The organism is Kribbella ginsengisoli (genome assembly GCF_039537185.1).
In the GTDB taxonomy this organism is placed as follows: Bacteria; Actinomycetota; Actinomycetes; order Propionibacteriales; family Kribbellaceae; genus Kribbella; species Kribbella koreensis.
In genome coordinates, this window is sequence record NZ_BAABAA010000009.1 from 14688 (window position 1) to 37248 (window position 22561).

The window sequence follows — 22561 nt, forward strand, 5'->3', positions numbered from 1 at the left end:
CTGTCAAGACGATTCCATCAGGACGCAGAGGGTCCCCCGATGAACCGCTCCCGTGCGTAGGGTCGCGACGCGCTATCCCCGGACTGAACCGCATTGCCCCCGGACCGAAGGAGTTCGCATGCCCATCGCGGCCCGCGTCGCCGAGCTAGTAGCCGACCACGCCCCCGCCGGCCCCACCACCCCGACGGCCCCCGCCCGCCTGGTGGAAGACCTAGGCTTCGACTCCCTCCACCTGATGGAACTACTCGTCAGCCTCCAGATCGAGTTCGGCCTGGAACCCTTCGACGAAGCCGACCTGATCGGCCTGACCTCAGTAGCCGACCTGACCACCTTCATCACCACCAGACTCCCCCCAGAAACCAACGCTGAGCTCGGCGATGCCCATGCGTTGCTCGGGTGGCTTTCCTCGCCGCGGTCAGATGCAGGCATCTCCTGGCTCCGCGACGATGGAGAGTGGGCCTCAGCGTCGTACGCCGAGCTGGCGGCCGACGCCTTGGGCACAGCTGCGTGGCTCCGGGAACAGGGCGTCGAGCCAGGTGATGTGGTGTCGCTGACGCTGGCCGGCGTGGACGACTTCGTCGCAGCCTTCTTCGGCGTACTCGCGGCCGGCGCCGTACCGTCGCCACTCGCTCCCCCGCTGGCTCTCGGCTCCCTCGACAACTACATCGACCACGCCGCCCACCTCCTCACCCTCGCCAACCCACGCCTGGTAATCGCCGACCCCACCATCGCCGACCACCTAACAGCCGCAGTAGCCAAAGCAGCCCTCCCCTGCAAAGTCACCGCCCTCACCCCCGGTCCCGCCCCACAAGACGGCAACTCCACCCCACACGCCACTCCCCAAGACCCCGACCCCATCCCCGCCTCCACACCGCACCAGTTCGACCCGGAGGCGATCGCCCTTCTGCAGTTCACGTCTGGGTCTTCGGGGCGCCCGCGTGGGGTGCGGCTGACTGTGGGGAATCTGGGTGCGAACATCGGGATGATTCGGCGGTGGCTGGCGCTGGGGCGGGATGAGTTGACGGTTAGCTGGCTGCCTTTGCATCACGACATGGGGTTGATCGGGTGTCTGTTGACGCCGATTGTCAATCAGAGTCCGTTGCGGACCATGCGGCCTGATCAGTTCATCCGGGATCCGTTGCGCTGGTTGCGTTGTCTTGGCGCGGACGGGGCCGCCGTGGCGGTGTCGCCGACGTTTGGTTTCGCTTACACGCTCAACCGGGTACGGCCGGAAGCGCTGGACGGGTTGGACTTCAGCGGCTGGCGCGTAGCGATCGTTGGTGCGGAGCGGGTGGATCCGCTTGTGCTCCAGCGATTCGCCACGTTGCTTGAGCCGCAAGGGTTCCAGCCGGGGACCTTCCGCCCCGCCTACGGTCTGGCGGAGGCGACGCTGGCCGTGACCGGTACGCAGGGCGAAACCCCGCTGGCGATCCGCCCCGACTGGTCGACGATGGTGCCCGGCCAGCTCGTCTCGGTCCTCGACGAACAACCGCTGGGAGCCGTCCCCGCCGGTCCGGGCTGGGTTACATGCTGCGGGCAACCACATCCCAGCCTGCTGCTCGAAGTACTGGATGACGAGGGTCGGCCCTTACCGCCCGGGCACCTCGGCGAAGTCGCCGTCTCCGGCCCCTCGGTCAGCACCCAGGCCCACCTCGGCGGCTCGACCTCGGCCACCCGTCTGGCCGGGACCCAGCTCAGGACGGGTGACGCAGGTTTCCTGTACGCCGGACAGCTGGTTGTCGTCGGCCGCACCGGCGACAGCCTGAAGGTCCGCGGCCGCCACCTGTTCGCCGAGGAACTCGAAGCCCGCCTGGTCGCCGAAACCGGAATCCCGGCCGGACGAATCGCAGTCGCCCTAGGCATCGCCGCCGGCCGCGAGACCGCCGTACTGGTCTGCGAGCAACCCCTCACCGACGATCAGCAAGCAGCAGCCGAAGCAATCCTCACCCGCGAAACCGGCGGAGCCGACATCCGAATCGAGACAGGCCCCCGCGGCCTCGTCCTCCGCACCTCCAGCGGCAAGGCCCGCCGCCGCGAACTCTGGCACCGGTACTGCGGATGAGCACCCACCCGCAACAAGATCAGCGACCCGAAGCCGCAGATGTGGCCGGCGCTGCACGCTCGACGACTCCACCGGGCCGCCGCCAGATCGTCGACGGCAGCACCGGCTTCGTCGGCACCAACCTGATCCACCGACTGCTTGCCAACGGCAACCACGTCACCGCCCTCGCCAGACAACCACCCGACGCCGTCCGCCACCGAATCTCCACCGCCGCAATCGCGGACACCGACCTCGCCTCGCCCCAGCTCGGCACGACCAGCATCGCCACGACTGGCTCCGAGCTCGTCAGCCAGGCCGCCCCGGCCAACCTCCCTGGCCTGGAGGTGCTGGACTGGTCGCTGGACAGGCCGGACCTCGGGCTGGCCCAGGCAGCGTTGGAGGAGTTGTTCGCCGAGCCGTGTGACTACTGGCATCTGGCAGCGGCGATTACCTTCCGGCCGGGGAATCATGAGGAGCTTCAGCAGGTCAACGTTGACGGCACTCGGACGGCGCTGGCTGTGTTTCACAAGTACGCGCCGGCTGGGTCGCGGTTCTTCCAGGTGAGCTCTGCCTACAGTTGCGGGGTCGTCAGCGATGAAGTGCCGGAGGTCTGGCATCCTTCCGCCGAGCCGCACGAGTTCCGGAACTACTACGAGTACACGAAGCGCGAAGCAGAGCTCCTGTACGCCGATACGCCCGGCGCCGTACTCCGCCTCGGCCAGATCGTCGGTGATTCGCGGACCGGTCGCGCCGCCACCGACTACGGTCTCTACGACTACATCCGCGCCATCCACACCATCACCCGCCGACGCCCCGACGAAAGCCTCCGGGTAGTCGGCGACCCGACGGCCGAACTGCACCTCGTACCGGTCGATGCCTGCGTTCGCTGGATGACCGAGCTCGCGAACCGCGACCTCAGCCAACTCGATCAGCCGATCATCCACCTGGTCGACAGCGTCTCGGTGACCGCCGCGAAGGTCGCCGAGATGATCAGCGCGCACCTCCCCGTGGACCTGCGGATCGGCCCGCAGGACGAGGTGGCCGCCGCCCCACTCAATCAGCTCGAACGCGTACTGGAGGCCCGGATGACCTACACCGGCAAGTACATCTCGCGATCGATCAAGTTCCGCCGCGACAACCTGCCCGCGCTCGGCATCGACGACCCGCCGACCGTCTCCGACGACGTCCTCGACCGCCTCGTCGGCAGCTACGCCCGCTCACTCCAAACCCCGAACGGAGCCCCCCGATGACCAACCAGGCCCTCGACCAGGACGACGAGCGGGACCAGGACCGCGACCAGGACCCGAAGCGGAAGCCGGAGCAGGAGCAGGTGCGGCGGATCTGGTCGGAGGTGCTGGGCGTCGAGTGCGAGCCGGCGACGACCTTCTTCGAGGCCGGTGGCAACTCGCTGGCCGCCTTCCGTATTCTCGCCCGCGTCGAGACCGAGTTCGGCGTCCAGCTAGAGGTCTACGAACTCTTCGAAGACCCGAGCACAGCAGAGTTCGCAGCACTGATCGCAACGGCCGGTCAGACCCGGTAGCCGATCCGCTTGTAGCCATTGACGAAACTCGACGCCAGCCGCTCCGGCTCACCGGCCAACTGCAGTCCAGGCGCCTGCCGAAGCAACTCGCGGAACACCGCGGTCAACTCGATCCGAGCCAGGAACGCGCCGAGACAGTGATGCGGTCCACCCGCGCCATATCCGACATGAGGATTCGGATCGCGCGTCACGTCGAACCGGCTGGGATCGGCAAACACCTTCTCGTCCCGGTTGGCCGACCAGTAGAACAGCAGCAGCCGATCCCCCTCGGCGTACCGACTGCCGTTGAGTGAGCAGTCGCGGCTCACCGTCCGGCGCATCCAAACAGTCGGCGAGGTGAGCCGCACGATCTCCTCAGCCGCCGTCCCGCCATACCGGTCGTAGTCGGCGAGCAGCACGTCGCGCTGGTCCGGGTTGTCCTGCAGCAGCAGGAGTCCGTTGCTGATCGCGTGCCGAGTCGTCTCGTTCCCGGCAACCAGCAGCAGGATGAAGAACGACGCCACCTCCGCCCGGGTCAACCGTTCACCGTCGATCTCGGCCTGGATCAGCGTGGTCGCCAGATCGTCGCGCGGATCCGTCTCCCGCTGCTTCACCAGGTCGTCGATCAGCTGGATCAGATCCGCGCCCGCAGTAAGGATGTTCGTCGCGACATCCGGCTGCCCAGCGGCGTACTCCGGATCGAACGCCCCCAGAATCCGGCTGGACCGGCTGAAGACGAACTCGTACTCCGACGGCGGCACCCCCGTCATCGAGCAGATGATCCGCAACGGCAGCGGCGCCGCGACCTCAGCCACGAAGTCGCCCTCACCCCGTCGCACCGCCGCGGTCACCAACTCAGCCGCAACCTTGTCGATCGTGCCCGACAACTTGGCCAGCGTGCGAGGCGCGAACGCACGAGTGACGATCCGCCGAACCCGCCGATGCCGTTCACCATCCATGCTGAGCAGCGAACTGAACCCCTCGTTGAACTCCACCGGCAGATCCATCACGCTGACAGCGCCCTGCCCGGACTGGAAGTCCTCCGGCCGCCGAGTCGCCTCCACAACATCCGCATGGCTGACCAAGGCGTGGAACCCTTGCCCACTCGGCAGCCCCCACTCGACCTTGCTGCCGCCGGCGAAGTACCGAGGCGCAGGCTCCGAGCGCAGTACTGCGAACACCGCGTCCCGCTCCACATCAGGCAACCGCCAAAAGGCCGAAGCCGCCAGATCGATCTCCTGAGTGCTCATCGCTGAAGTCCCGTCAGTTGATCGCGGCGGAGTTTCCCGCTGGTCCGCCGAGGCAACTCGTCGACCAGCGCGAAGGACAGCGGCACCTTGCCGGCCGTCAGATTCGCCCTGCAGAAGTCCTCCAGTTCGCTCACCGAGACCGGCGCACCCGGTACGACGAGCGCATGAACGCTCTGCCCCAGATACTCGTGCGGCACCCCGGTGACGGCGACGTCGGCGACCGCTGGATGACCGGCCAGCACCTCCTCGATCTCGGCCGGGTACACGTTCTGCCCGCCGACATTGAGCACGCTGGACCGCCGATCGACCAGGTACAGATAGCCGTCCGCGTCAAGCCGGCCCAGATCGCCGATGGACAGATAACCGTCCCGCTCGGCCAGCCGAGGGCCGCTTCCGACGTACTCCGGCTGCCGCGCCCCCCGGAAGTAGATCTCGCCGATCTCCCCTGCCCCGACCGGTTCACCCGACTCGTCGAGCAACCGAATCGCCCCCTCGGCGGGCCGCCCGACACTCCCCGGATGCTCGAGCCACTTGTCACCCCGGATCGCGACCGCCCCGATCCGCTCCTGGCTCCCGTAGTCCTCGTACACCCGCTCCGGCCCGAGCAACTCGATCCACCGCCGCTTGACATGCTCCGGACAAGGCCCAGCACCGTGATACAGCGACTCGATGCTCGACAGATCGTGATCGGCAAGCCCCGGTACGTCGAGCAGCATCCGCAGGTACGCCGGAACGATCCGCACATGCTGCACGCCGTACTCAGCCACCAGCCGAGGCCACAACGAACCGACGAAGCGCTCCATGATCACCACCAGATGGCCGAGCGCGAGTCCTTGGTAGAGCGCACCGAATCCCGCGTGGTACATCGGCAACACGACCAGCTGGACCTGCCCCTCACGCACCCCGTGCGAGATGTCGCTGGCCGACAGGTAGTTGCCCTCGTCATACACCCACGGCCTCGATCGGACGATCACCCGCGGCTGCCCCGTCGTACCGCCGGTGAGGGACGCCGAGCGTGGTGAGCCGACGGGCTCGCGCGGGGTGGGGTCATCGCCGTACCAGTCGAGCGAGTCGATCAGGACGTGCTCGCCGATCGCCGCCCGGAACGCCGCCAGCTCACGCCCGGAAGCGGCGGAGTCGATCGGGATCACCAGCGCGCCCAGCTGCCAGGCGCCGAGCGTCGCGCGGACGTGGTCCAGTCCCGCCGGTAGCGCGATGGCGACGGTGCTGTTCGCCGTGACACCCAGCGCCGCCAGGGCATTGGCGGCACAGTCGGTGTCACGGCGAAGCTCGGCCCAGGTCAGGGAGGCGCGCTCGCCTCTGGGCGGGACGCTGACGACCGCCGTCCGGTCCGGGTGCTCGGCGGCCAGTTGCGCGATCCGGGTGCCGATGGTGATCGGGGCGGGCTGCATCTGTCTCCTCGACTCGCGGGCTGCTCGGCCGCAGGCTACGTCGCCGGAAGGCCAGGCCGCTGCACCTTTCGAGCAGGCCTGAAAGGTGCAGCGGTTGACCGCCGCCGCGGCTAGCGTGGCCGGTCTGGGGAGCACGACAGTGAGGATCGATGCCTTGAGCAACCACTTGCCGCCGTTGTTCGCGGGTGCGGCCGAGTACTACGTCCGCTACCGCAGCGAGTACCCGGCTCCGATCTTCACCGAGCTGGCCGGCCGGCTCGGTCTGGACGGCCGGCAGTCCGCCCTCGATCTCGGTTGCGGACCGGGGATGGCGACGTTCGGGCTGACCGAACACGTCGCCTCGGTGACCGCGGTCGATCCCGATCGCGAGATGCTTGCCGCGGGCCACGCGCTGGCCGTCGAGAAGGGTGTCGACGGCATCGACTGGCGCGAAGGCAGCTCGGAAGACCTGGCCGGGTTGGGGGTCGGGCCGTTCGACCTCGCGCTGATGGCGGCGTCCTTCCACTGGATGGATCGGCCGGCGACCCTGGCGGCCTTGGACAAGCTGATCAATCCGGGTGGCGCGGTCGTGATCATCACCGGCAGCATGAGCGGCCTCGCTCGGGACACCCCCAACAGGCCTGCGTGGGCTGAGGCCGCCTACACGACACGGGAGCGCTGGGCACCGTCCCGGCGACGCTGGCGCGGCGATACCTCGGACAACCAGAGCACGTACACATTGCAGCGTGGCGAGAACCGGGCCGTCCTCGAGGCCTCCGCGTTCGCCTCCGTCGACAGCTACGAACTGCACTGGCAGCGCACGCACACGGTCGACGAGCTGATCGGCCTGCTGATGACCGTTCCCGATCTCACCCCGACCGCGCTCGGCGACCGGATCGACGGCTTCCGCACCGAACTGCGCGAGGCCCTGCTGGCGGCCCAACCCGGCGAGCATTTCGTCGAACCGATCTGGACCCAGGTCCTGATCGGCCGCCGCCCCACGGACTGACCATGGACCTCTGCCGCCTCCTGGCCACCGACCCGATCCTCCGCCTGTACGCCGCCCCGCCCGGCACCACCACCATCCCCCTCCAGCAACTACCCACCGAACCGAGCCCCCTCGACCCGGTCGAGTACTTCGTGCGGCCGTTGTTGCGGGTGTTCCGGCGAGGGCTGGACAAGTACGGGCTGCTGCTGGTCGACGCTGGGTCGCCGTTGAACTACTTCGAAGTCGACGACGAGAGGCGACCCACCGGAAGGGTGCTGGTCACCTGGCCGGGCAGGCTGACCACCAACGGACCGACCGCGGTCGAGTTGCTCGCCGACCTGTTCGGAACGGACGTCTCCGAGGTGATCCGGGCCGAGCTGCGCTTCCTGCAACCCGAGGTCGCCAAGCTGCTCGGCGCCGACAAGCGCTGGGCCGACCATGCCCACTCAGCACCAGCCACCGACCAGCAAGCCACCGACGCCGTCGCCGAACTCGTCAGCAACCAGCAGGCGGCTCGACGGCGAGGCGCCGAGCTTCCCGCTTCGATCGTCCGCTATGTCGGAGCGCGACCGCCCGGCTGGGCCCGCTTCGAAGCAGAACTCTTCCACCTCGGCGGACGCCTCGTAGGCGAGGAGTCACCCGGCCGGAGCGTCGCCGAGTTGCACGGCCAGAGCCTCGACCGCGCTCCGCACAACTGGGGCGACGAACCCGCGACCTCACACCAGACGACCCTGTCAGCGCTCCGCCTCGGCGACCTCCGCCCGGCCCCGCTCGCCGCCCGCCACGGCATCCACCTCTCCGCCCAGGAGACCGACGACCTCATCGGCCGGCTCGTCAGCGAGGCACACAAGGCCGCCGCCGCCCACGCCGAGAAGGTCCTCCGGACGACAACAGATCCACTCGAGCGGATCTACGAGGTGCTCCAGCGGCGACCGTTCCGGGCCGGCTCGCGGGCGAACTACCGCCCGGCGGACATCTGCCGCGACCTCGCGGTCACCGTCGAACGCCGGCAGCCGCTGCGCCTGAGCAAGCTTCTGTTCGCCGTCAAACACTGGCACAACCGACTGAAGGCTGCCGGCCCGCTGCCCGATCTGACCGAGCTCGCGATGATCGTCCGGATCGTCGAGCTGGTCACGACCCTCCGGGCCGTCTACCCGCCGGGCGTCGAGGACTTCCACCTGATCAACGACGGCGAGCACTACCGCCCCCATCCAGCCGCTCCCTTCGCCGACGGCATCCGAACACTCCGCCGGTACGCCGAGGCCGCCGGTGCCGACTTCCTCCGGTTCCGGGACATCGACGAGCTGGCCGGCTGGACCTACGAACCCCACGTGCTGACCGGGCACGCGAAACTGGCGAGGGACAGCCGCGAGGCCTACCGCGGTCTCTTCGGCGGGCTCGACATCACCGACGACCCGATCAACACGCTGCACCGGGCGGCGGCGCTCGACCCGTCGCAGAACCTCGTCCCGTTGTTCCGGTCTCTGGTGTTCTCGGTGCCGATACCGGGCGAGCCCGATCCACGCTGGTCGCAGCGGGTGCTGGCCGAGCTGTACGACCTCGGCACGTCCGTGCCGTCCGACGTGCGGGCCGCCCGGCGGGGAGTGCTGCTGGCCGCTTGGGCGGATGCACTCGAGTACCTCAGCACGTCCGTGGCGGACGCGGAGTACGACTATGTGGACAACCTCGTACCGGGGGCGCTCAGACTCACCCAACGACCACGTCCTGGGCGAGCCGCTTTCGGTCCGCTGAGTGGCCGGTCGGTCGGGCCGGGCCACGCGACCGGAGTCATCGACGCGCGCGGCATCGTGACCGCCGACTTCCACGTGGCCCTGCTGGACCAAGGCTTCGTCCCACTCCACACGCCACTGCTCGGCGAGCAACCGTTCGCGATGATCCCCGCGACCGCCGTCACCGACGGCCGCTTCGACCTCCTCGCGACAACCCGGCTGAGAACCAGATGACTCAGCCCGCCTGAGCAGTCTTCGCCGTACTCCGATCAGCCGGCTTACCCGGCAGGTCCTCGGCCAGGAAGGCGTCGCGCGGGTGCTGGACCGAGGCGAGCGAGACGATGTCCCGGCCGAAGAAGAACCCGGTGATCCAGATCGACAGCACCCGGATCTTGCGCTCCCAGGTCGGGACGGCCAGGACGTGGTAGCCGCGATGCATCAGCCAGGCGGGCAGGCCCTTGATGACGAGCCGGCGGTACTGGAAGATTCCGCGATAGAGCCCGAGCGTCGCGACCGAGCCGAGGCTGTGGTGGACGTAGTTCTTGGGCTCGCGGCCGCGGAGTACGGCGATGATGTTCTTGGCCAGCAGCTTGCCCTGCCGGACCGCGTGTTGCGCGTTCGGCACCGTCAGCGCGCCGGGGATCTCGGACGCCAGGTCTGGAACCGCGGCGTCGTCACCGGCACCCCACGCGTCGGGGATCACCTCGTCCTTCGTCCCGACGCGCAGGTCGGCGCGCACGCTCAGCAGTCCTCGCTTGTCGATCGGCAGATCGGTGTGGCTGCGAACCATCGGGTTCGCGGCGTTGCCGGCCGTCCACACCATCAGCTCGGTGTCGTACTCCTCGCCGGTGGACAGTACGACGTGGCCGTCGGTCGCCGAGAGCACCTGGCTGTTCAGGTGGACGTGAGCGCCGCGCTTCTCCAGCGACCGCACCACCCATTCACCAGGCTCGTCGGTGACCTCGGGGAGGATCCGGCCCTGCGCCTCGATCAGGTGGAACTGCAGCTCGCGCGCGTCCAGTTGCGGGTAGGACTTCAGCAGCGACGTCGCCAGCGACAACAGCTCACCGAAGCCCTCGACACCGGAGAAGCCGCCGCCGACGAAGGTCGTGGTGAGCAGCCGCTTGCGGAGCGGGCCGGGCTCGAGGGCCGCGGCCTGATCGAAGGCAGTGAGCAGCCGGTCGCGGATCGCGACCGCTTCCTCGACGTGCTTCATGCCGATCGCCTGCTCGGCCACGCCCGGGATCGCCAGCTTGCGGGTCACCGCGCCGGCGGTGACCACGATGATGTCGTAGCCCAGCTCCACGTCGGGTCCGAGCGACGGCCGGACGGTCACCGTCTTGTGCCGATGGCAGATCGCCGTGACGGTCCCGGCCAGGATCCTGGTCTTCTTGAGGTGCCGCCGCAGCGACACTGCCGCGTGCCGGGCCTCGATCGACCCGGCCACCACCTCGGGCAGGAACGGTTGGTACGTCATGTACGGCCGGGGGTCGACCAGCACGATCTGCGCCTCGCCCCGCCGCAACTTCTTCTCCAGCCGCCAGGCCGTGTAGAAGCCGGCGTACCCGCCACCAACCACCAGGATCGTCCGCACGATGTCCTCGACTCTCTAGGTCTCTCACTAGATAAGACCAGATAGCCCCCCGAAATGTGACAGCGCAACCCGGTCAGTCGCGGAGTTCCGGTTCGACGTACTCGAAAGTCGGCCCGGCGGTGTAGCCCTCGAGGTCGGGCATCGCCATCAGTGCCTTGGCCTTGCCCTTGAGCTGGTACATCAGGCCGATGGCCGTCCGGAGCAGCGACGGCTCGCCGTTCGCAGCCTGCTCCAGGAGCTGAAGCAAGTTGCAGTACAACCCGTTGAACTCTTCCTGGGCCTGGCGGACGGGGCTGTCCAGCCCGTGGTCGGCCAGTCGTGAGTTGGGGCGTACGGGCTGTACGCCGCTGTAGTCGACCGTGACCGGCTCGCCCGTCGGCCCGGATTCCGGAGTGTCACCGCGCTGATACCGGCGGCCGAGCTTGAGCTCCTGGAACCGGTAGTAGTGCGCGACCTCGTCCCGATCGCGGTGGAAGATGTCGTGGTCGCCGTCCCAGACCTCCCCGCGGGAGGTGCCCTCGCCCTGCTCGACGATCTCCTCCAGCGCGGCCAGTGCCGACGCGAGATCGGTGACTGCGTTCAGCGCGCCGGCGCTGTGCCCGAAGTGGTCGGCGGTGAGCTGCCGGGCCGGATCGCCGGTGAAGACCTTCTCCTCGCCGTACTGCTCGCACAGCTCGCGCAAGCCCTGCTCGACCGCGTCGTAGAACTGCCCGATCGTCTCGTAGTGGTCCCCCTCGGCCACCTCACCGGGCGGCTCCGGCAACTCCAGCCGGAGGAACATCTCGATCGCCTCCGGCCCGAACGGGACCAGCGACAACTCCAGCCCCGGAGCCGCGTGCGGCAGCCGCCGGGGATGGCGAGGCAGCATCTCGCGCTTGTCCATCCGGGGCTGTCCGCCGACCGCGTTGAGCAGGTTCGCCGCGAGCGCGAGGTGGATCATCTCTTCCACGAAGACGCTGCTCACCACCTGTACCGCATCAGGGTTCTTGTCCTCGTCGAGCGAGTACAGAGCGGTCATGTACGGCGGTAGCGTCGCGTGCTCCAGCTCCACCGCCCACTGCAAGTGCCGGCGAAGGCTTTCGAGCGTGTCGATCCGGGCTCCTGCGGAAACATGGTTCATGGAAACTCTCACTTCGAAATCGGGCAGCTGACCGCGTGGATCAGCTGCATCGAGACTTGATCACTGGCGAACAGCCGGGTGAGCCGTTCGCCCTGCCGGGCCGCGAGTGCATAGGCGGCGGCCGAGCGGTGGCGGGCGGCGATGACCGCGTTGACCTGCTCGACCCGCCGGGACCAGGACAGCGGCGCGGATTCGGGCCGGCTGGTCTGCTCGAGCAGCGTGAATCCGGTGTGCTCCAGCAGCTCAGCGAGTTCGTCCTGGGTCGGGAAGTGGTTGCCGTCCGGGACCCGCAGGATTTGCGGACCTTCGGCAACGACCACCAGCAGCCCGAGCGAGGCGCCTGGCGTCAGTACCCGATGGATCTCGCTGAGTAGAGCGGCCTTGTCCTCGACCGTGCACAGCACTCCCAAACACCAACCGGCATCGACCGAGCCCGTCCGAAGCGGGATCCGCGTCCCGTCGGCGGTCAGTACCGGCAACCCGAACAACCGCGATGCAGCCCGACCAGCGGCCTGCATCGGCTCCAACAGGATCGGCCGTACGCCGAACCGCTCAGCGGCCCAAGCAGCCGGCCCACCGGCGCCTGCCCCGACGTCCAGCAACCTGGTGCCGGGCGACAACTCGCATGCCTCCGCCAGCCAGGCCAGTGCCGCGGGACTGGCGCTGCCCCGGCAGGCGGCCGGGATCGCGTACCGGATGCCGAGCTGCTCGACCGCGTCGGCGGTCCACCCCGCGACATCGTCGAACTCGGCAACCATCGCCGCCACCGTCACGGCATGCTCCCGTCTGATCCGGACAACAGGTCAGCACTAAAGACAGGGCAGCCGTTCCGTGTGTGACAGCGGCTCAGCTCGCGGGGCTGCTGGTGTGCAGCCGACGCAGAGCGAAGGCCGTTGCGATCGCGCCGAGGCTGAGGTCGTAGCGGCCGCCGAGTCCGATCACGACGTCGAGCAGGAGGAAGAAGGCGATCATGCCGGTGAGGACGCGGTTGGCGTCGCGGCCGTGGAGTCCACCGCTCGCGTACCGGCGGACCAGAAGAATCGCGATGGCGATCGGGAGCAGGGAGATGAGGATGCCGATGGGCCAGGGCAGGTTCGTCGACGGGATCGCGTAGACCAGGACGAAGTGGGCCCCGGCGGCGAAGAAAGCGATCCACGCCAGGCCGCGTCGCCGGGCCGCCTCAGCGCTGGACGGTCTGCGCGGTACCAGGAAGGCGCAGACCACAAGCAGGGCGCAGAGGGCTCCGGCGGCGATCAGCACCGGGATCGGAGGGACGTAGAAGTCCGCCGAGCCGAGTGGGACGAGGATGAGGAACGCGACGGCGGCGACCGGTAGGCCGCGGCGGCCGGCCCAGGCGCGGTCCCGGTGCGAGGGGAACAGGCGCTCGACGACCAGGATCGAGGCGCAGATGCTGATCGCGGTGTGGAAGGCGGTCAGGTGCGTCGCCAGCAGCAGGTTGGTGTGCCAGACCTCGCTGTAGTCGCCGACCTTCGTCTCGGTCCAGAACGTCGGGTCGAACCAGAAGCGGTCGATCAGGCCTTCCTCGTAGACCCCGTACGCGGCTCCGAGCAGACACAGTCCGAGCAGTCCGAACCGGTGTCGGCGGGCGATCTCCCGGCAGATCAGCGCTCCGCAGCCGTACAGGCCGGCCACGATCGGCAGCCGCCACGGCAGCAACAGGTCGAGGGGCGCGGTGGCGGTTGAGAAGGTCTCGCCGAAGAACGGTGCGATCAGGAGAATGGCCAGGGCAGGCGACTTCACCACCCGCGCCACCCGTCCCATGACGATGAGTGAAGCATCGGCAGGCCCGGCCGTGACGCATCTTCGGTCTCGGACCCGCCGACGAAAGTCCCTCAGGCAGCCGCGCGGGAGGCCGCGGCTCAGCCAGGCGTGGTGGTCGAGCAGACTGCGGCGTTCCGGTCTGGGTGGGAGTTGAGGAGGGGCTTGGCGCGGTGCCGGCCGAAGTTGAACTCCAGCCAGTCGTCGTCGGCGGCGTCATGGTCTTTGAGCGCGCAGTCGGCGTCCTTGGCCGGGAGTTTGGCGAGGACCGGTACTGCGTCGTCGGACAGGCCTTGCAGGAAGATCCAGTCGACCTTGCCGGTGGCGGTGTAGCGGTCGACGTTGTGTTGCGCGATCCAGGCGTCGGGGTTGATCGCGGCCAGGCCGAGCAGCAGGGTCGCGCCGCTGAGGATGGCCGCCCGGGGTAGCCAGGTTGCCTTGAGGGTGATGCCGGTGACGATGACGCCGACCACCAGCAGGCCGAGCCAGCCTTCGAAGACGTCCACCAGCAAGCGCAGCTGGGTGAAGCCGTAGGCCTCTTGGTAGAGGTGCATGCGGTAGAGCGCGGAGGCGACTACGACCAAGGTCAGCAAGCAGAGTAGGCCGAGGGAGCCCCGCAACCAGAGCACGTCGGCGGGCGTAGTACGGGGTGCTTTGCGGGCTGCTGCCCAGACCACCAGCAGGGTGAGGGCGGTGGCGACGGTGAGTTGGCCGAAGCCTTGGTGCACGTACTCCGCGTAGGTGAGGCCGGTGATGCGTTCGACGTACTCGTGCCCGCCGAAGCTGGCCGTCGCCTGGGCGATCAGGAAGACGAGGAAGACGGCGTCCACGAGCAGTACCGGGGCCAGCCACTCGTAACGGCGGGCTACCGGGCGTACCGGGCCGTTGCCGGTCTCGACGTTGGGCGGGTTCAGGCCGAGGTACGTCGCGGCCAGCACGATGCCGCCGATGAAGACGGTGAGGAAGGCGCGCAGGACGAAGGAATCGAGGTTCAGGTCGGGGACGACCGCGCCGGCCCACTTCTTGAAGAGCGCGTCGGCGGAGGCGAACAGCAGGCCGAAGACGAGGACACCCAGGACGGACCAGATGATCGTACGAACCGCCGCCGCGCTCTTCCGGACGCTGGTGACGGCTTGCAGGGAACGGCCGAGCCACGGCAGGCCGCGGAGCCCGGCGAGGGGCAACGAGATGCCGGCCAGGACGAACGCGGGCACGCTCCGGCCGTTGACGAGCCCGACCAGGCAGAGCACGCCGCTGGCGAGGATGGACAGGACCGCGATCCATTCGGCGTCGCGGACGACGGTCGTGAGTGAGAGGAGCACACACAGCGCCGCGCAGGCCTGGGTGAAGCGCGAGCGCCGGTTCACGCTGAAGGTCAGGATCACACCGCCCGCGGCGAGGATGACGATCGCATAGCCGATACCCATGTCACGAAACGGCAAGATGATCCCGGCCAGCAGGCCCGCCGCAAGGCTGTAGAGCACGGCCCGCACGTTGCCGGGCACCCGCGCATCAGGCCAGAACCTCCCGAACAACGCATCCATCGGAGACTCAGTCCCCGGAGGTACAGGAGGTGTAGGAGTGACGACCGGTTGGGACATGACTGGCTCCTCGGCCTTGGCTGAGATCTGAGGTTGGTCTTGTGGCTTCAGTGGGAGGTCGACGCGGGCTCGGGCGCCGGGGGCGCCGGGTTCTGGTTCGACGAAGTGGATGGTGCCGCCGTGGAGGTCGGTGACCCACCGGGCGATGGCTAGACCGAGGCCGGTACCACCGCCGCCCTCGGTCTCGGCGAGGGTGCCGAAGCGTTCGAACACGCGGTCGCGATCGGCGACGGGGATCCCCGGGCCCTCGTCGGTGACTTCGAGCCGCCAGCCGTCGGCGGTCGCGAGCGCCACCAGCCGGACGACTCCCCCGGCCGGACTGTGCCGGGACGCGTTGTCGAGCAGGTTCGCGACCAGTTGATGCAGCCGAGACAGATCGGCCGGCACCGTGAGCCAGGTCGGCGTGACCTCGACCTCGTACCGGACCTCACGACCGGACACCTTCGCCTCGGCCACCGCCTGCTCCAGCAGCGAACGCACCTCCACCTCGGTGGTCGACAACTTGGCCTTCCCTGCGTCGACCCGGGCAAGGTCGAGCAGGTCGGAGGCGAGCGCCGCCAGCCTCTCGGCCTGGTCGAGCGCAGTACGAAGCGCAACGGGATCCGGCTCGGCCACCCCATCGACGAGGTTCTCGAGGACCGCGCACAACGCCGCCAGCGGAGTACGGAGCTCGTGACTCACATTGGCCACCAGCTCGCGCCGCTGACGATCGACGGCAGCCAGATCCTCGGCCATCCGGTTGAACGCCCGGGCCAACTCCCCCACTTCATCGCTCGACGTCGCCGTGACCCGAGCGGAGTAGTCGCCGCGCGCCATCCCCCGAGCCGCTGCCGTCATCTCCCGCAGCGGCGACGTCATTCCGACGGCCAGCAACTGGGTGATGCCCAGCGCGAGCGCGACCGTCACCGGCACGGTGAGCCAGAAGGGCACGCCGCCGACCGCGCCGGTCGCCGCCAGGATCGACGCCACCGTCACGCTGACCGCGACGAGCAGCCCGAGCTTGACCTTGACCGACGTGACCTGATTGAGGATCGGCGAGCTCATGCGCCCGGCTCCAACGCGTAGCCGACGCCATGCACGGTACGGACCCGATCAGCGCCGATCTTGGACCGCAGCGCCTTCACGTGACTGTCGACCGTGCGAGTCCCTGAGGCACCCGGCCAGCCCCAGACTTCGGCGTACAGGTTCTCTCTGGTCAGTACGACGCCAGGACTGGCGGCCAAGCAGAGCAACAGATCGAACTCGGTGGGCGTCAGATGTACTTCGGTCGCCGCGACCCAAACCCGCCGGGCCGCCGCATCGACGCGCAGGTCGCCCAGGTCAGCGGTCGTCGGCCGCGCAGCCAACTCCGCCGCCCGATCGACCCGCCGCAGCAGAGCCCCGACGCGAGCCACCAACTCCCGCATCCGGAACGGTTTGGTCAGATAGTCGTCAGCACCGACGCCAAGCCCCACCAGGATGTCCGCCTCGTCGTCCCGAGCGGTCAGCATCAGCACCGGCACCGGCCGCGCCGCCTGGATCCGCCGGCACACCTCATGCCCGTCGAACCCCGGCAGCATCACATCCAGCAACACCAGATCCGGCGCCGTCGCAGTGAACTGCTGGACCGCGCCAGGCCCGTCCCAGGCCTGGACGACCTCGTAGCCCTGGCCTCGCAACCGGTCGGTGACCGCCTGGTTGATCACCGGCTCGTCCTCGACCACGAGGATCTTCGCCCCTGCACTGACTGACATGCCTTGAGACTAGAAGTCCACCCGGTCGGAAACAGCGGACGACTCGTGAAGGTTTTGTGCAGGTCCGCCGGGGCCGGCCCCGGCGAGTTGGTCAGTGGCGAGTGGAGGTCGTGTTGCCCAGGGCTGACAGCGGCTCGCGCCCGAGCGGCTGCGTCGGCCGGGGCAGCAACGGCTTGCGTGGATGGACCGCGCGGGTCACCGGCTTGCCGGCAGCCACCTGGATCTCCTGCCCCTCATGGAGAATCGCGATACTCGCGTCCGGGCCGTCATGGACGTCGTAGGTGACCTCCTCCTGGCCGATCTGCACCCGCAACCGGACACCCTGCCAGCGAACCGTGAAGGCCAGCTTGTTCAGCCCAGTCGGAAGTACCGGCTGGAAGGACAGCCCGCCCGCACGCGCCCGCAGGCCACCGAAGCCCGCGACGAGTGCGGTCCAAGCACCGGCGAGCGACGCCATGTGCAGGCCGTCGCCGGAGTTGTGGTGCAGGTCGAGCAAGTCGATCAGAGCGGCCTCGTAGGCGTAGTCGTAGGCGAGGTCGAGATGGCCGACCTCCGCTGCCGTCACCGCCTGCACGCAGGCCGACAGCGACGAGTCCCGGACGGTGATCCGCTCGTAGTAGTCGACGTTGCGCGCCTTCTGTTCCGGCGTGAATTCGTCTCCACACCAGAACATCGCCAGTGTCAGGTCCGCCTGCTTGACGACCTGCTTGCGGTACAGCTCGAAGTACGGCGCATGAAGGAGCAGCGGGTACTTGTCCTTGTACGCCTCGAAGTCCCACATCGCGTAGTCGGTGAAGCCCTCCGACTGCGGGTGAACGCCGAGCTCTTCGTCGTACGGGATGTAGACGGCGGCCGCAGCGTCTCGCCAGGCTGCCTCTTCCTCCGTGTCCACGCCGAGCCGGCGGGCGTCGTCGGGAAAGCGGGTGACGAAGGACGCCGCGATCCGGAGGTTGCGCGCGGCCATCAGGTTGGTGAAGACGTTGTCATCGGCAACGGCGCTGTACTCGTCCGGGCCGGTGACGCCGGGCAGGTGCCAGTTGCCGTGCCGGTCGTGGTGGCCGAGTGACATCCAGAGCCGGGCGGTCTCGACGAGCAGCTCCAGGCCGCAGTCCTTGATGAAGGTGTCGTCACCGGTGGCGAGGTGATAGCTGTCTACTGCCGCGGCGATGTCGGCGTTGAGGTGGAAAGCCGCGGTACCGGCCGGCCAGTAGCTCGAACACTCCTGGCCGCGGATCGTGCGCCACGGGAAGGCGGCGCCGCGCAGCCCGAGCACCTCGGCGCGCTCCTTCGCCATCCGCAGGGTGCTGTGCCGCCAGCGCAACGCGTCGGCTGCCGCGTCAGGCATGGTGAAGATCAGTACCGGCAGAACGAAGCCTTCGGTGTCCCAGAAGGTGTGGCCGTCGTACCCGGCACCGGTCAGGCCCTTCGACGGGATGGCCCGCCGCTCGGCCCGCGCGCCGGACTGCAGGACGTGGAACAAGGCGAACCGGACCGCCTGTTGCAGCTCCGGATTGCCCTCGACCTCGACATCGGCCGCATCCCAGAAATCGTCCAGGAAGACGCGCTGCTGGGCGACCAAGCCCTCCCAGCCGGAGAACTTCGCGCCCACCAGTGCCGCCGACACCTGGTCGGTGATCGCAGTCTCCGACCGCAGACTCGACCAGCCGTAGGCGAGGAACTTCACCACCCGGATGGACTCCCCCGGCTGCAACTCGGCCACGACCGTGGTCCGGCCCCAGTCGGCGCGGACGTCGACATCCACCTCGGTACGGGCCGGGCACTCGACCGTGTGGGTCATGCCGGCGGCCATCAGCTGGCCGCTGGACCGGGTCCGGTGGACCAGGATCACTTCCTCGTCGTCACTGTCCTGCGAGACCGCTTGCAGTGGGCTCTCCAGGACGGCCGAGACTCGGGGGTCGTTGGACAGCTTGGGCTGGGTCTCGTTCGCGACCAGCTCCGACTGGACGACGAAGCGGACCGGTTGGTCGACGGCCTCGACGACGTACTCGATCGCCGCGACCGCACGCTGGGTCAGCGACACCAGTCGCCGCGAGGTCACCTTGATCCGCTTGCCGGCCGGTGAGGTCCAGTCGAGTTCGCGGGTGAGGATGCCGGTGCGGAAGTCGAGACGGCGCTCGTGCGAGTGCAGTTCGCCGTACCGGACGTCGAGGGGCGAGTCGTCGACGAGGAGCCGGATCAGTTTGCCGTTGGTGACGTCGACGAGGGTCTGGCCCGATTCGGGGTAGCCGTAGCCGGCTTCGGCGTACGGGAGCGGGCGCTGCTCGTAGAAGGAGTTCAGGTAGGTACCGGGGATCGCGTACGGCTCGCCCTCGTCGAGGTTGCCGCGCAGGCCGATGTGCCCGTTGGAGAGCGCGAACAGCGACTCCGCCTGGGCGAGCTTGTCCATCGGCAGCTCGGTCTCGCGCAGCTGCCAGGGCTCGATCGGGTGGGGTCCGCGGTCGATCATCGCTTCTGTCCTTCCGGCTCGGCACCGTCCAGCAACTCGGCGAGATCCTTCACCACGATGTCCGCGCCGTGCACCTTCAACTGGTCGGCCTGACCGACCCGATCCACCCCGACCACATAGCCGAACGCACCAGCCCGGCCGGCCTGTACTCCGGCCAGCGCGTCCTCGAAGACGACAGCCTGCGACGGCTCGACCCCGCACCACTTCGCGCCGGCCAGGAAGGTGTCCGGGGCAGGTTTGCCGCGCAGACCCTTCTCGCGGATGGTCACCCCGTCGATCCGGTGCTCCACCAGTGGTGCGAGGCCGGTGACCTCGAGCACCTGCTGGGTGTTCGCGCTCGACGACACCACCACGCGGCGAAGGCCTGCCTCCTTGGCGGCTTCGAGATAGCGCCGCGAGCCTTCGAACACCTGGACGCCGTCGTCGTGGATGCGGCGCAGGACGGCGACGTTCTTCTGGTTGCCGAGCCCGTTGATCGTCTGCTTGCCCGGCGGGTCGTCCGGGTCGCCCTCGGGCAGCGTGATGCCGCGCGAGGTCAGGAAGTCGCGGACGCCGTCAGCGCGCGGCTTGCCGTCGACGTGCGCGTCGTACTCGGCATGAGCGTCGAACGGGACGAACGGTATGCCCGCCTGCTCGGCGTGGGCGCGCAGGAAGTCGTCGAACATCTCCTTCCACGCCGCCGCGTGCACCGCCGCGGTATCGGTCAGCACCCCATCGAGATCGAACAGGCAGACACTGATCTGCCCCGGCAACCCCAACATCGCTCGCCTTCCGGTCGGTGACGTGGTACGAGCATCACGCTCGTAGTCACCGTAGCCGGTGTCCGACCAGCTGCCCGGTCAGGACGTGCAGAGGAACGGCGGTTGTCCGCCGCCCGAGTGGTACTTGTACTGGGTGCCAGCTGCCTCGAGCACGGTCAGGGTCCCCTGGACCACAGCCTGCGTGTAGAACCTTCCGGGCTGGGGGCAACCAAGGCTCCCGTCGGGCCAGGTCACCTGCTCGGAGCTGACCACGGTCACCTCGGACTCGTCGATCCCGAGGTGGACGGCCAGATCGGCCTTCGCCCGGGCGACCAGCTCCGCGGTCATCGGTGCACCGCCGGTTTGGTGGGAGGCGGCGGCATCACCGGCGGTTTCACCGGTGGCGTCGGCGGCGTCACCGGGGGCTTGGTGGGCGGTTTCGGCGGCTTCGGCTTGTTCTTGTCTTCCTTGGCCTTCTTCGCCTCTTCGTACTTCTTGTCCAGCGCCGCCTGCGCCTTCTGCTGCTCCGGGGTGCCATTGACCAACCGGTCGCTGGGGGCCGTGAAGCGGAGCAGCGGCATGCCCTGCAGCGCGTTCTGCATCGCCGTCTTCCACAGCGGTCCGGCGGTACCGGAACCGGTCGGGTCGGAGATGTCCTCGCCGTCGAGAGTGTGGCCGTACATCAGGTTCGTGTACGGCAGCGTCGCATCGGCGACCACCGCGGCGCCGGCCAGGTTCGGCGCGTAGCCGGCGAACCAGACCGCCTTGTTCTCCTGGATCGTTCCGGTCTTGCCGGCCAGATCCCAGTTGCCGAAGTTCAGCTTGCCGCCGGTGCCGCCCGGCTCCATCACTGCGCTCAGCACCCGGTTGACCCCGTCGGCCACGCCTGGCTGAAGGGCCTGCCGGCACGTGATGCCCGGCGTCTTGATCGGCCGGCCCGCCTTGTTCACCACCGAGGTGACGATCAGCGGAGCGCAGAACTTGCCGCGGGCGGCGAAGGTCGCGTAGGCGTTCGAGAGCATCAGCGGCGTCGTGTAGCCGACGCCGAGGGTGAACGAGACCACCTGGTCCAGCGGGCCGAGGGTCTGCGCGTTGTACATCCCGAGCTTGGCCGCGATGGTGGCCGGCGCACACAACCCGGTGCGCTGGGACAGCTGCAGGAAGTAGGTGTTGGTGGAGGCCCGGGCCGCCTCGACCATGCTCAGGTAGCCGCTCTTGGTGGAGTTCTGCGGCGTGTAGTCCGGGTCCTCGGTGGTGCCCTTGCAGGTGGTGAATTTCTTGCCGCTGAGGTCGATCTGCTTCGGCGAGTTGATCTTGTAGCTCATCGGCAGGCCCTTGGACAGCGCCGCCGCGATCGTGAAGGCCTTCATCGTCGAGCCGTTCTGGAACCCGCCGTAGCCACCGGCGTACGACTTCTCGACGTTGTAGTTGTACGCCGTCTGGTTCCGCCCGGCCCCGTACGGCCGGCTCTGCACCATCGCCTTCACCAGCCCGGTGCCGGGCTGGACGATGGTGATCGCCGCGATGGCGGAGTCGGACCGCTTCGTGTGCTGGGCGATCGAGGCCTGGGCGGCGGCCTGGATCCTCGGGTCGATCGAGGTGCGGATCGTCAGCCCGCCCGTCTTGAGGAAGTGTTCCCGCTCGTCCCGGGTCTTGCCCAGCGCCGGGTTCTGCAGCAGCTTGGACACGGCGTACTCGCAGAAGAACGGGTACGGCGAGTTGGCGCAGCCGTTCTTGACCTTGTGCATCTTGCTCAGGTCGATCGGCGTCTTGATCGCCGCGGCGGCCTGCTGGGCGGTGATCACGTTCAGCTCGGCCATCCGGCGCAGTACGACGTCACGCCGTTCCCGGGACCGCTTGAGGTTGTTGGTCGGGTCGTACCCGGTCGGGTTCTTCACCAGCCCGGCGAGCATCGCGGACTGCGCCAGGTTGAGATCCTTGGCCGCCACGTGGAAGTAGTGCTGCGCGGCCGCCTGGATGCCGTAGGTGCCGTCGCCGAAGTTCACCAGGTTCAGGTACTTCTCCAGGATCTGGTCCTTGGAGTACTCCTCCTCGACCGCGATCGCGTACCGCAGCTCGGCCAGCTTGCGCTCGTAGGTGACCGCGGTCGCCTGCTCGCGCTGCGCCTGGGTCTTCGCCTTCTCGACCAGGGTCAGCTTCACGAACTGCTGGGTGATGCTCGATCCACCCTGCTGGACGCTGCCCTCGGACTGGTTGCGGACCAGCGCCCGCAGAGTGCCCTTGGCATCGAGCGCGCCGTGCTCGTAGAACCGGTCGTCCTCGATCGCGACGATCGCCTTCTGCATGATCGGGCTGACCTTGTCCAGCGTCACCGGCACCCGGTTCTGCTCGTACAGGGTCGCCACCAGGCTGCCGTCCGCCGCCAGAATCCGGCTCCGGGTCGCCAGCGGAGCCGTCGTCAGCTCGACCGGCAGATCCTTCACCGAACCGGCAACCGTGGCCGTGCTGCTGCCCGCGAACCCCGCGAACGGAATCACCAGCCCAGCCGACAGCGCACCCGCGAGAACACTCACGCCGATCAGCTTGACCAAGGCCTGAGTACCACCGCGTACGCCTCCCCTGGCTGAACGCATAAACCCAAGAGTAG

Annotated in this window: 17 protein-coding genes; 5 read left to right on the top strand and 12 right to left on the bottom strand. The window is 68.5% G+C overall.

Annotation, left to right across the window (positions count from 1 at the left end):
• Window positions 1-118: 118 nt before the first annotated feature.
• Genes ABD768_RS29190 through ABD768_RS29200 form a run of 3 tightly spaced genes read left to right on the top strand, consistent with a single transcriptional unit; the run spans window position 119 to window position 3581 of the window.
• Window positions 119-2062 carry an AMP-binding protein gene (locus tag ABD768_RS29190; RefSeq protein ID WP_344845966.1) on the top strand — a complete coding sequence of 648 codons (1944 nt, stop codon included), beginning with the start codon at window positions 119-121 and terminating at the stop codon, window positions 2060-2062.
• On the top strand, window positions 2059-3291 hold the full coding sequence (locus ABD768_RS29195; RefSeq protein WP_344845969.1) for an SDR family oxidoreductase: 1233 nt from the start codon (window positions 2059-2061) through the stop codon (window positions 3289-3291). The genes ABD768_RS29190 and ABD768_RS29195 overlap by 4 nt, the downstream gene beginning before the upstream one ends.
• Window positions 3288-3581 (top strand): acyl carrier protein, encoded by a 294-nt coding sequence (locus ABD768_RS29200; protein WP_344845972.1) that lies wholly within the window; start codon window positions 3288-3290, stop codon window positions 3579-3581. Before ABD768_RS29195 ends, ABD768_RS29200 begins: the two co-directional genes overlap by 4 nt.
• Here the strand turns inward: ABD768_RS29200 and ABD768_RS29205 are convergent.
• A complete protein-coding gene (locus ABD768_RS29205) occupies window positions 3569-4810 on the bottom strand; it encodes a cytochrome P450 (RefSeq protein WP_344845975.1) in 1242 nt (413 codons plus the stop codon). The genes ABD768_RS29200 and ABD768_RS29205 overlap by 13 nt on opposite strands.
• The gene (locus ABD768_RS29210) at window positions 4807-6222 is read right to left on the bottom strand and encodes a class I adenylate-forming enzyme family protein (protein ID WP_344845978.1); all 1416 of its coding nucleotides are present in this window, start codon (window positions 6220-6222) and stop codon (window positions 4807-4809) included. The genes ABD768_RS29205 and ABD768_RS29210 overlap by 4 nt, the downstream gene beginning before the upstream one ends.
• Window positions 6223-6361: 139 nt before the next feature.
• Here ABD768_RS29210 and ABD768_RS29215 point away from each other — a divergent pair, with 139 nt between their 5' ends.
• Together ABD768_RS29215 and ABD768_RS29220 are read left to right on the top strand one after the other, a co-directional pair.
• On the top strand, window positions 6362-7210 hold the full coding sequence (locus ABD768_RS29215) for a class I SAM-dependent methyltransferase (protein ID WP_344845981.1): 849 nt from the start codon (window positions 6362-6364) through the stop codon (window positions 7208-7210).
• Between the two features lie 2 nt (window positions 7211-7212).
• Window positions 7213-9153 carry a hypothetical protein gene (locus tag ABD768_RS29220; protein WP_344845983.1) on the top strand — a complete coding sequence of 647 codons (1941 nt, stop codon included), beginning with the start codon at window positions 7213-7215 and terminating at the stop codon, window positions 9151-9153.
• 1 nt (window position 9154) lies between these two features.
• On the opposite strand, the gene ABD768_RS29225 is transcribed toward ABD768_RS29220, so the two are convergent.
• From ABD768_RS29225 to ABD768_RS29270, 10 genes are all read right to left on the bottom strand, one after another.
• A complete protein-coding gene (locus ABD768_RS29225; RefSeq protein WP_343965528.1) occupies window positions 9155-10513 on the bottom strand; it encodes an NAD(P)/FAD-dependent oxidoreductase in 1359 nt (452 codons plus the stop codon).
• A gap of 73 nt (window positions 10514-10586) precedes the next feature.
• Entirely contained in the window at window positions 10587-11633 is a 1047-nt protein-coding gene (locus ABD768_RS29230; RefSeq protein WP_343965529.1) for a ferritin-like domain-containing protein, read from the bottom strand.
• 8 nt (window positions 11634-11641) lie between these two features.
• On the bottom strand, window positions 11642-12406 hold the full coding sequence (locus tag ABD768_RS29235; RefSeq protein WP_344845987.1) for a class I SAM-dependent methyltransferase: 765 nt from the start codon (window positions 12404-12406) through the stop codon (window positions 11642-11644).
• 73 nt (window positions 12407-12479) lie between these two features.
• The gene (locus ABD768_RS29240; RefSeq protein WP_344845989.1) at window positions 12480-13415 is read right to left on the bottom strand and encodes a hypothetical protein; all 936 of its coding nucleotides are present in this window, start codon (window positions 13413-13415) and stop codon (window positions 12480-12482) included.
• A gap of 98 nt (window positions 13416-13513) precedes the next feature.
• Window positions 13514-16057: a DUF4153 domain-containing protein gene (locus tag ABD768_RS29245; RefSeq protein WP_344845992.1), complete on the bottom strand. Its 2544-nt coding sequence runs from the start codon at window positions 16055-16057 to the stop codon at window positions 13514-13516.
• Complete coding sequence (locus ABD768_RS29250) at window positions 16054-16746, bottom strand: response regulator transcription factor (protein WP_344845995.1); 693 nt, start codon at window positions 16744-16746, stop codon at window positions 16054-16056. The genes ABD768_RS29245 and ABD768_RS29250 overlap by 4 nt, the downstream gene beginning before the upstream one ends.
• A gap of 91 nt (window positions 16747-16837) precedes the next feature.
• The gene (locus ABD768_RS29255) at window positions 16838-19213 is read right to left on the bottom strand and encodes a glycoside hydrolase family 65 protein (protein WP_343965540.1); all 2376 of its coding nucleotides are present in this window, start codon (window positions 19211-19213) and stop codon (window positions 16838-16840) included.
• On the bottom strand, window positions 19210-19974 hold the full coding sequence (locus tag ABD768_RS29260) for an HAD family hydrolase (RefSeq protein WP_343965543.1): 765 nt from the start codon (window positions 19972-19974) through the stop codon (window positions 19210-19212). Before ABD768_RS29260 ends, ABD768_RS29255 begins: the two co-directional genes overlap by 4 nt.
• Window positions 19975-20052: 78 nt before the next feature.
• The gene (locus ABD768_RS29265) at window positions 20053-20301 is read right to left on the bottom strand and encodes a hypothetical protein (protein WP_344846000.1); all 249 of its coding nucleotides are present in this window, start codon (window positions 20299-20301) and stop codon (window positions 20053-20055) included.
• Window positions 20298-22547: a transglycosylase domain-containing protein gene (locus ABD768_RS29270; protein ID WP_343965546.1), complete on the bottom strand. Its 2250-nt coding sequence runs from the start codon at window positions 22545-22547 to the stop codon at window positions 20298-20300. Before ABD768_RS29270 ends, ABD768_RS29265 begins: the two co-directional genes overlap by 4 nt.
• Window positions 22548-22561 lie beyond the last annotated feature (14 nt).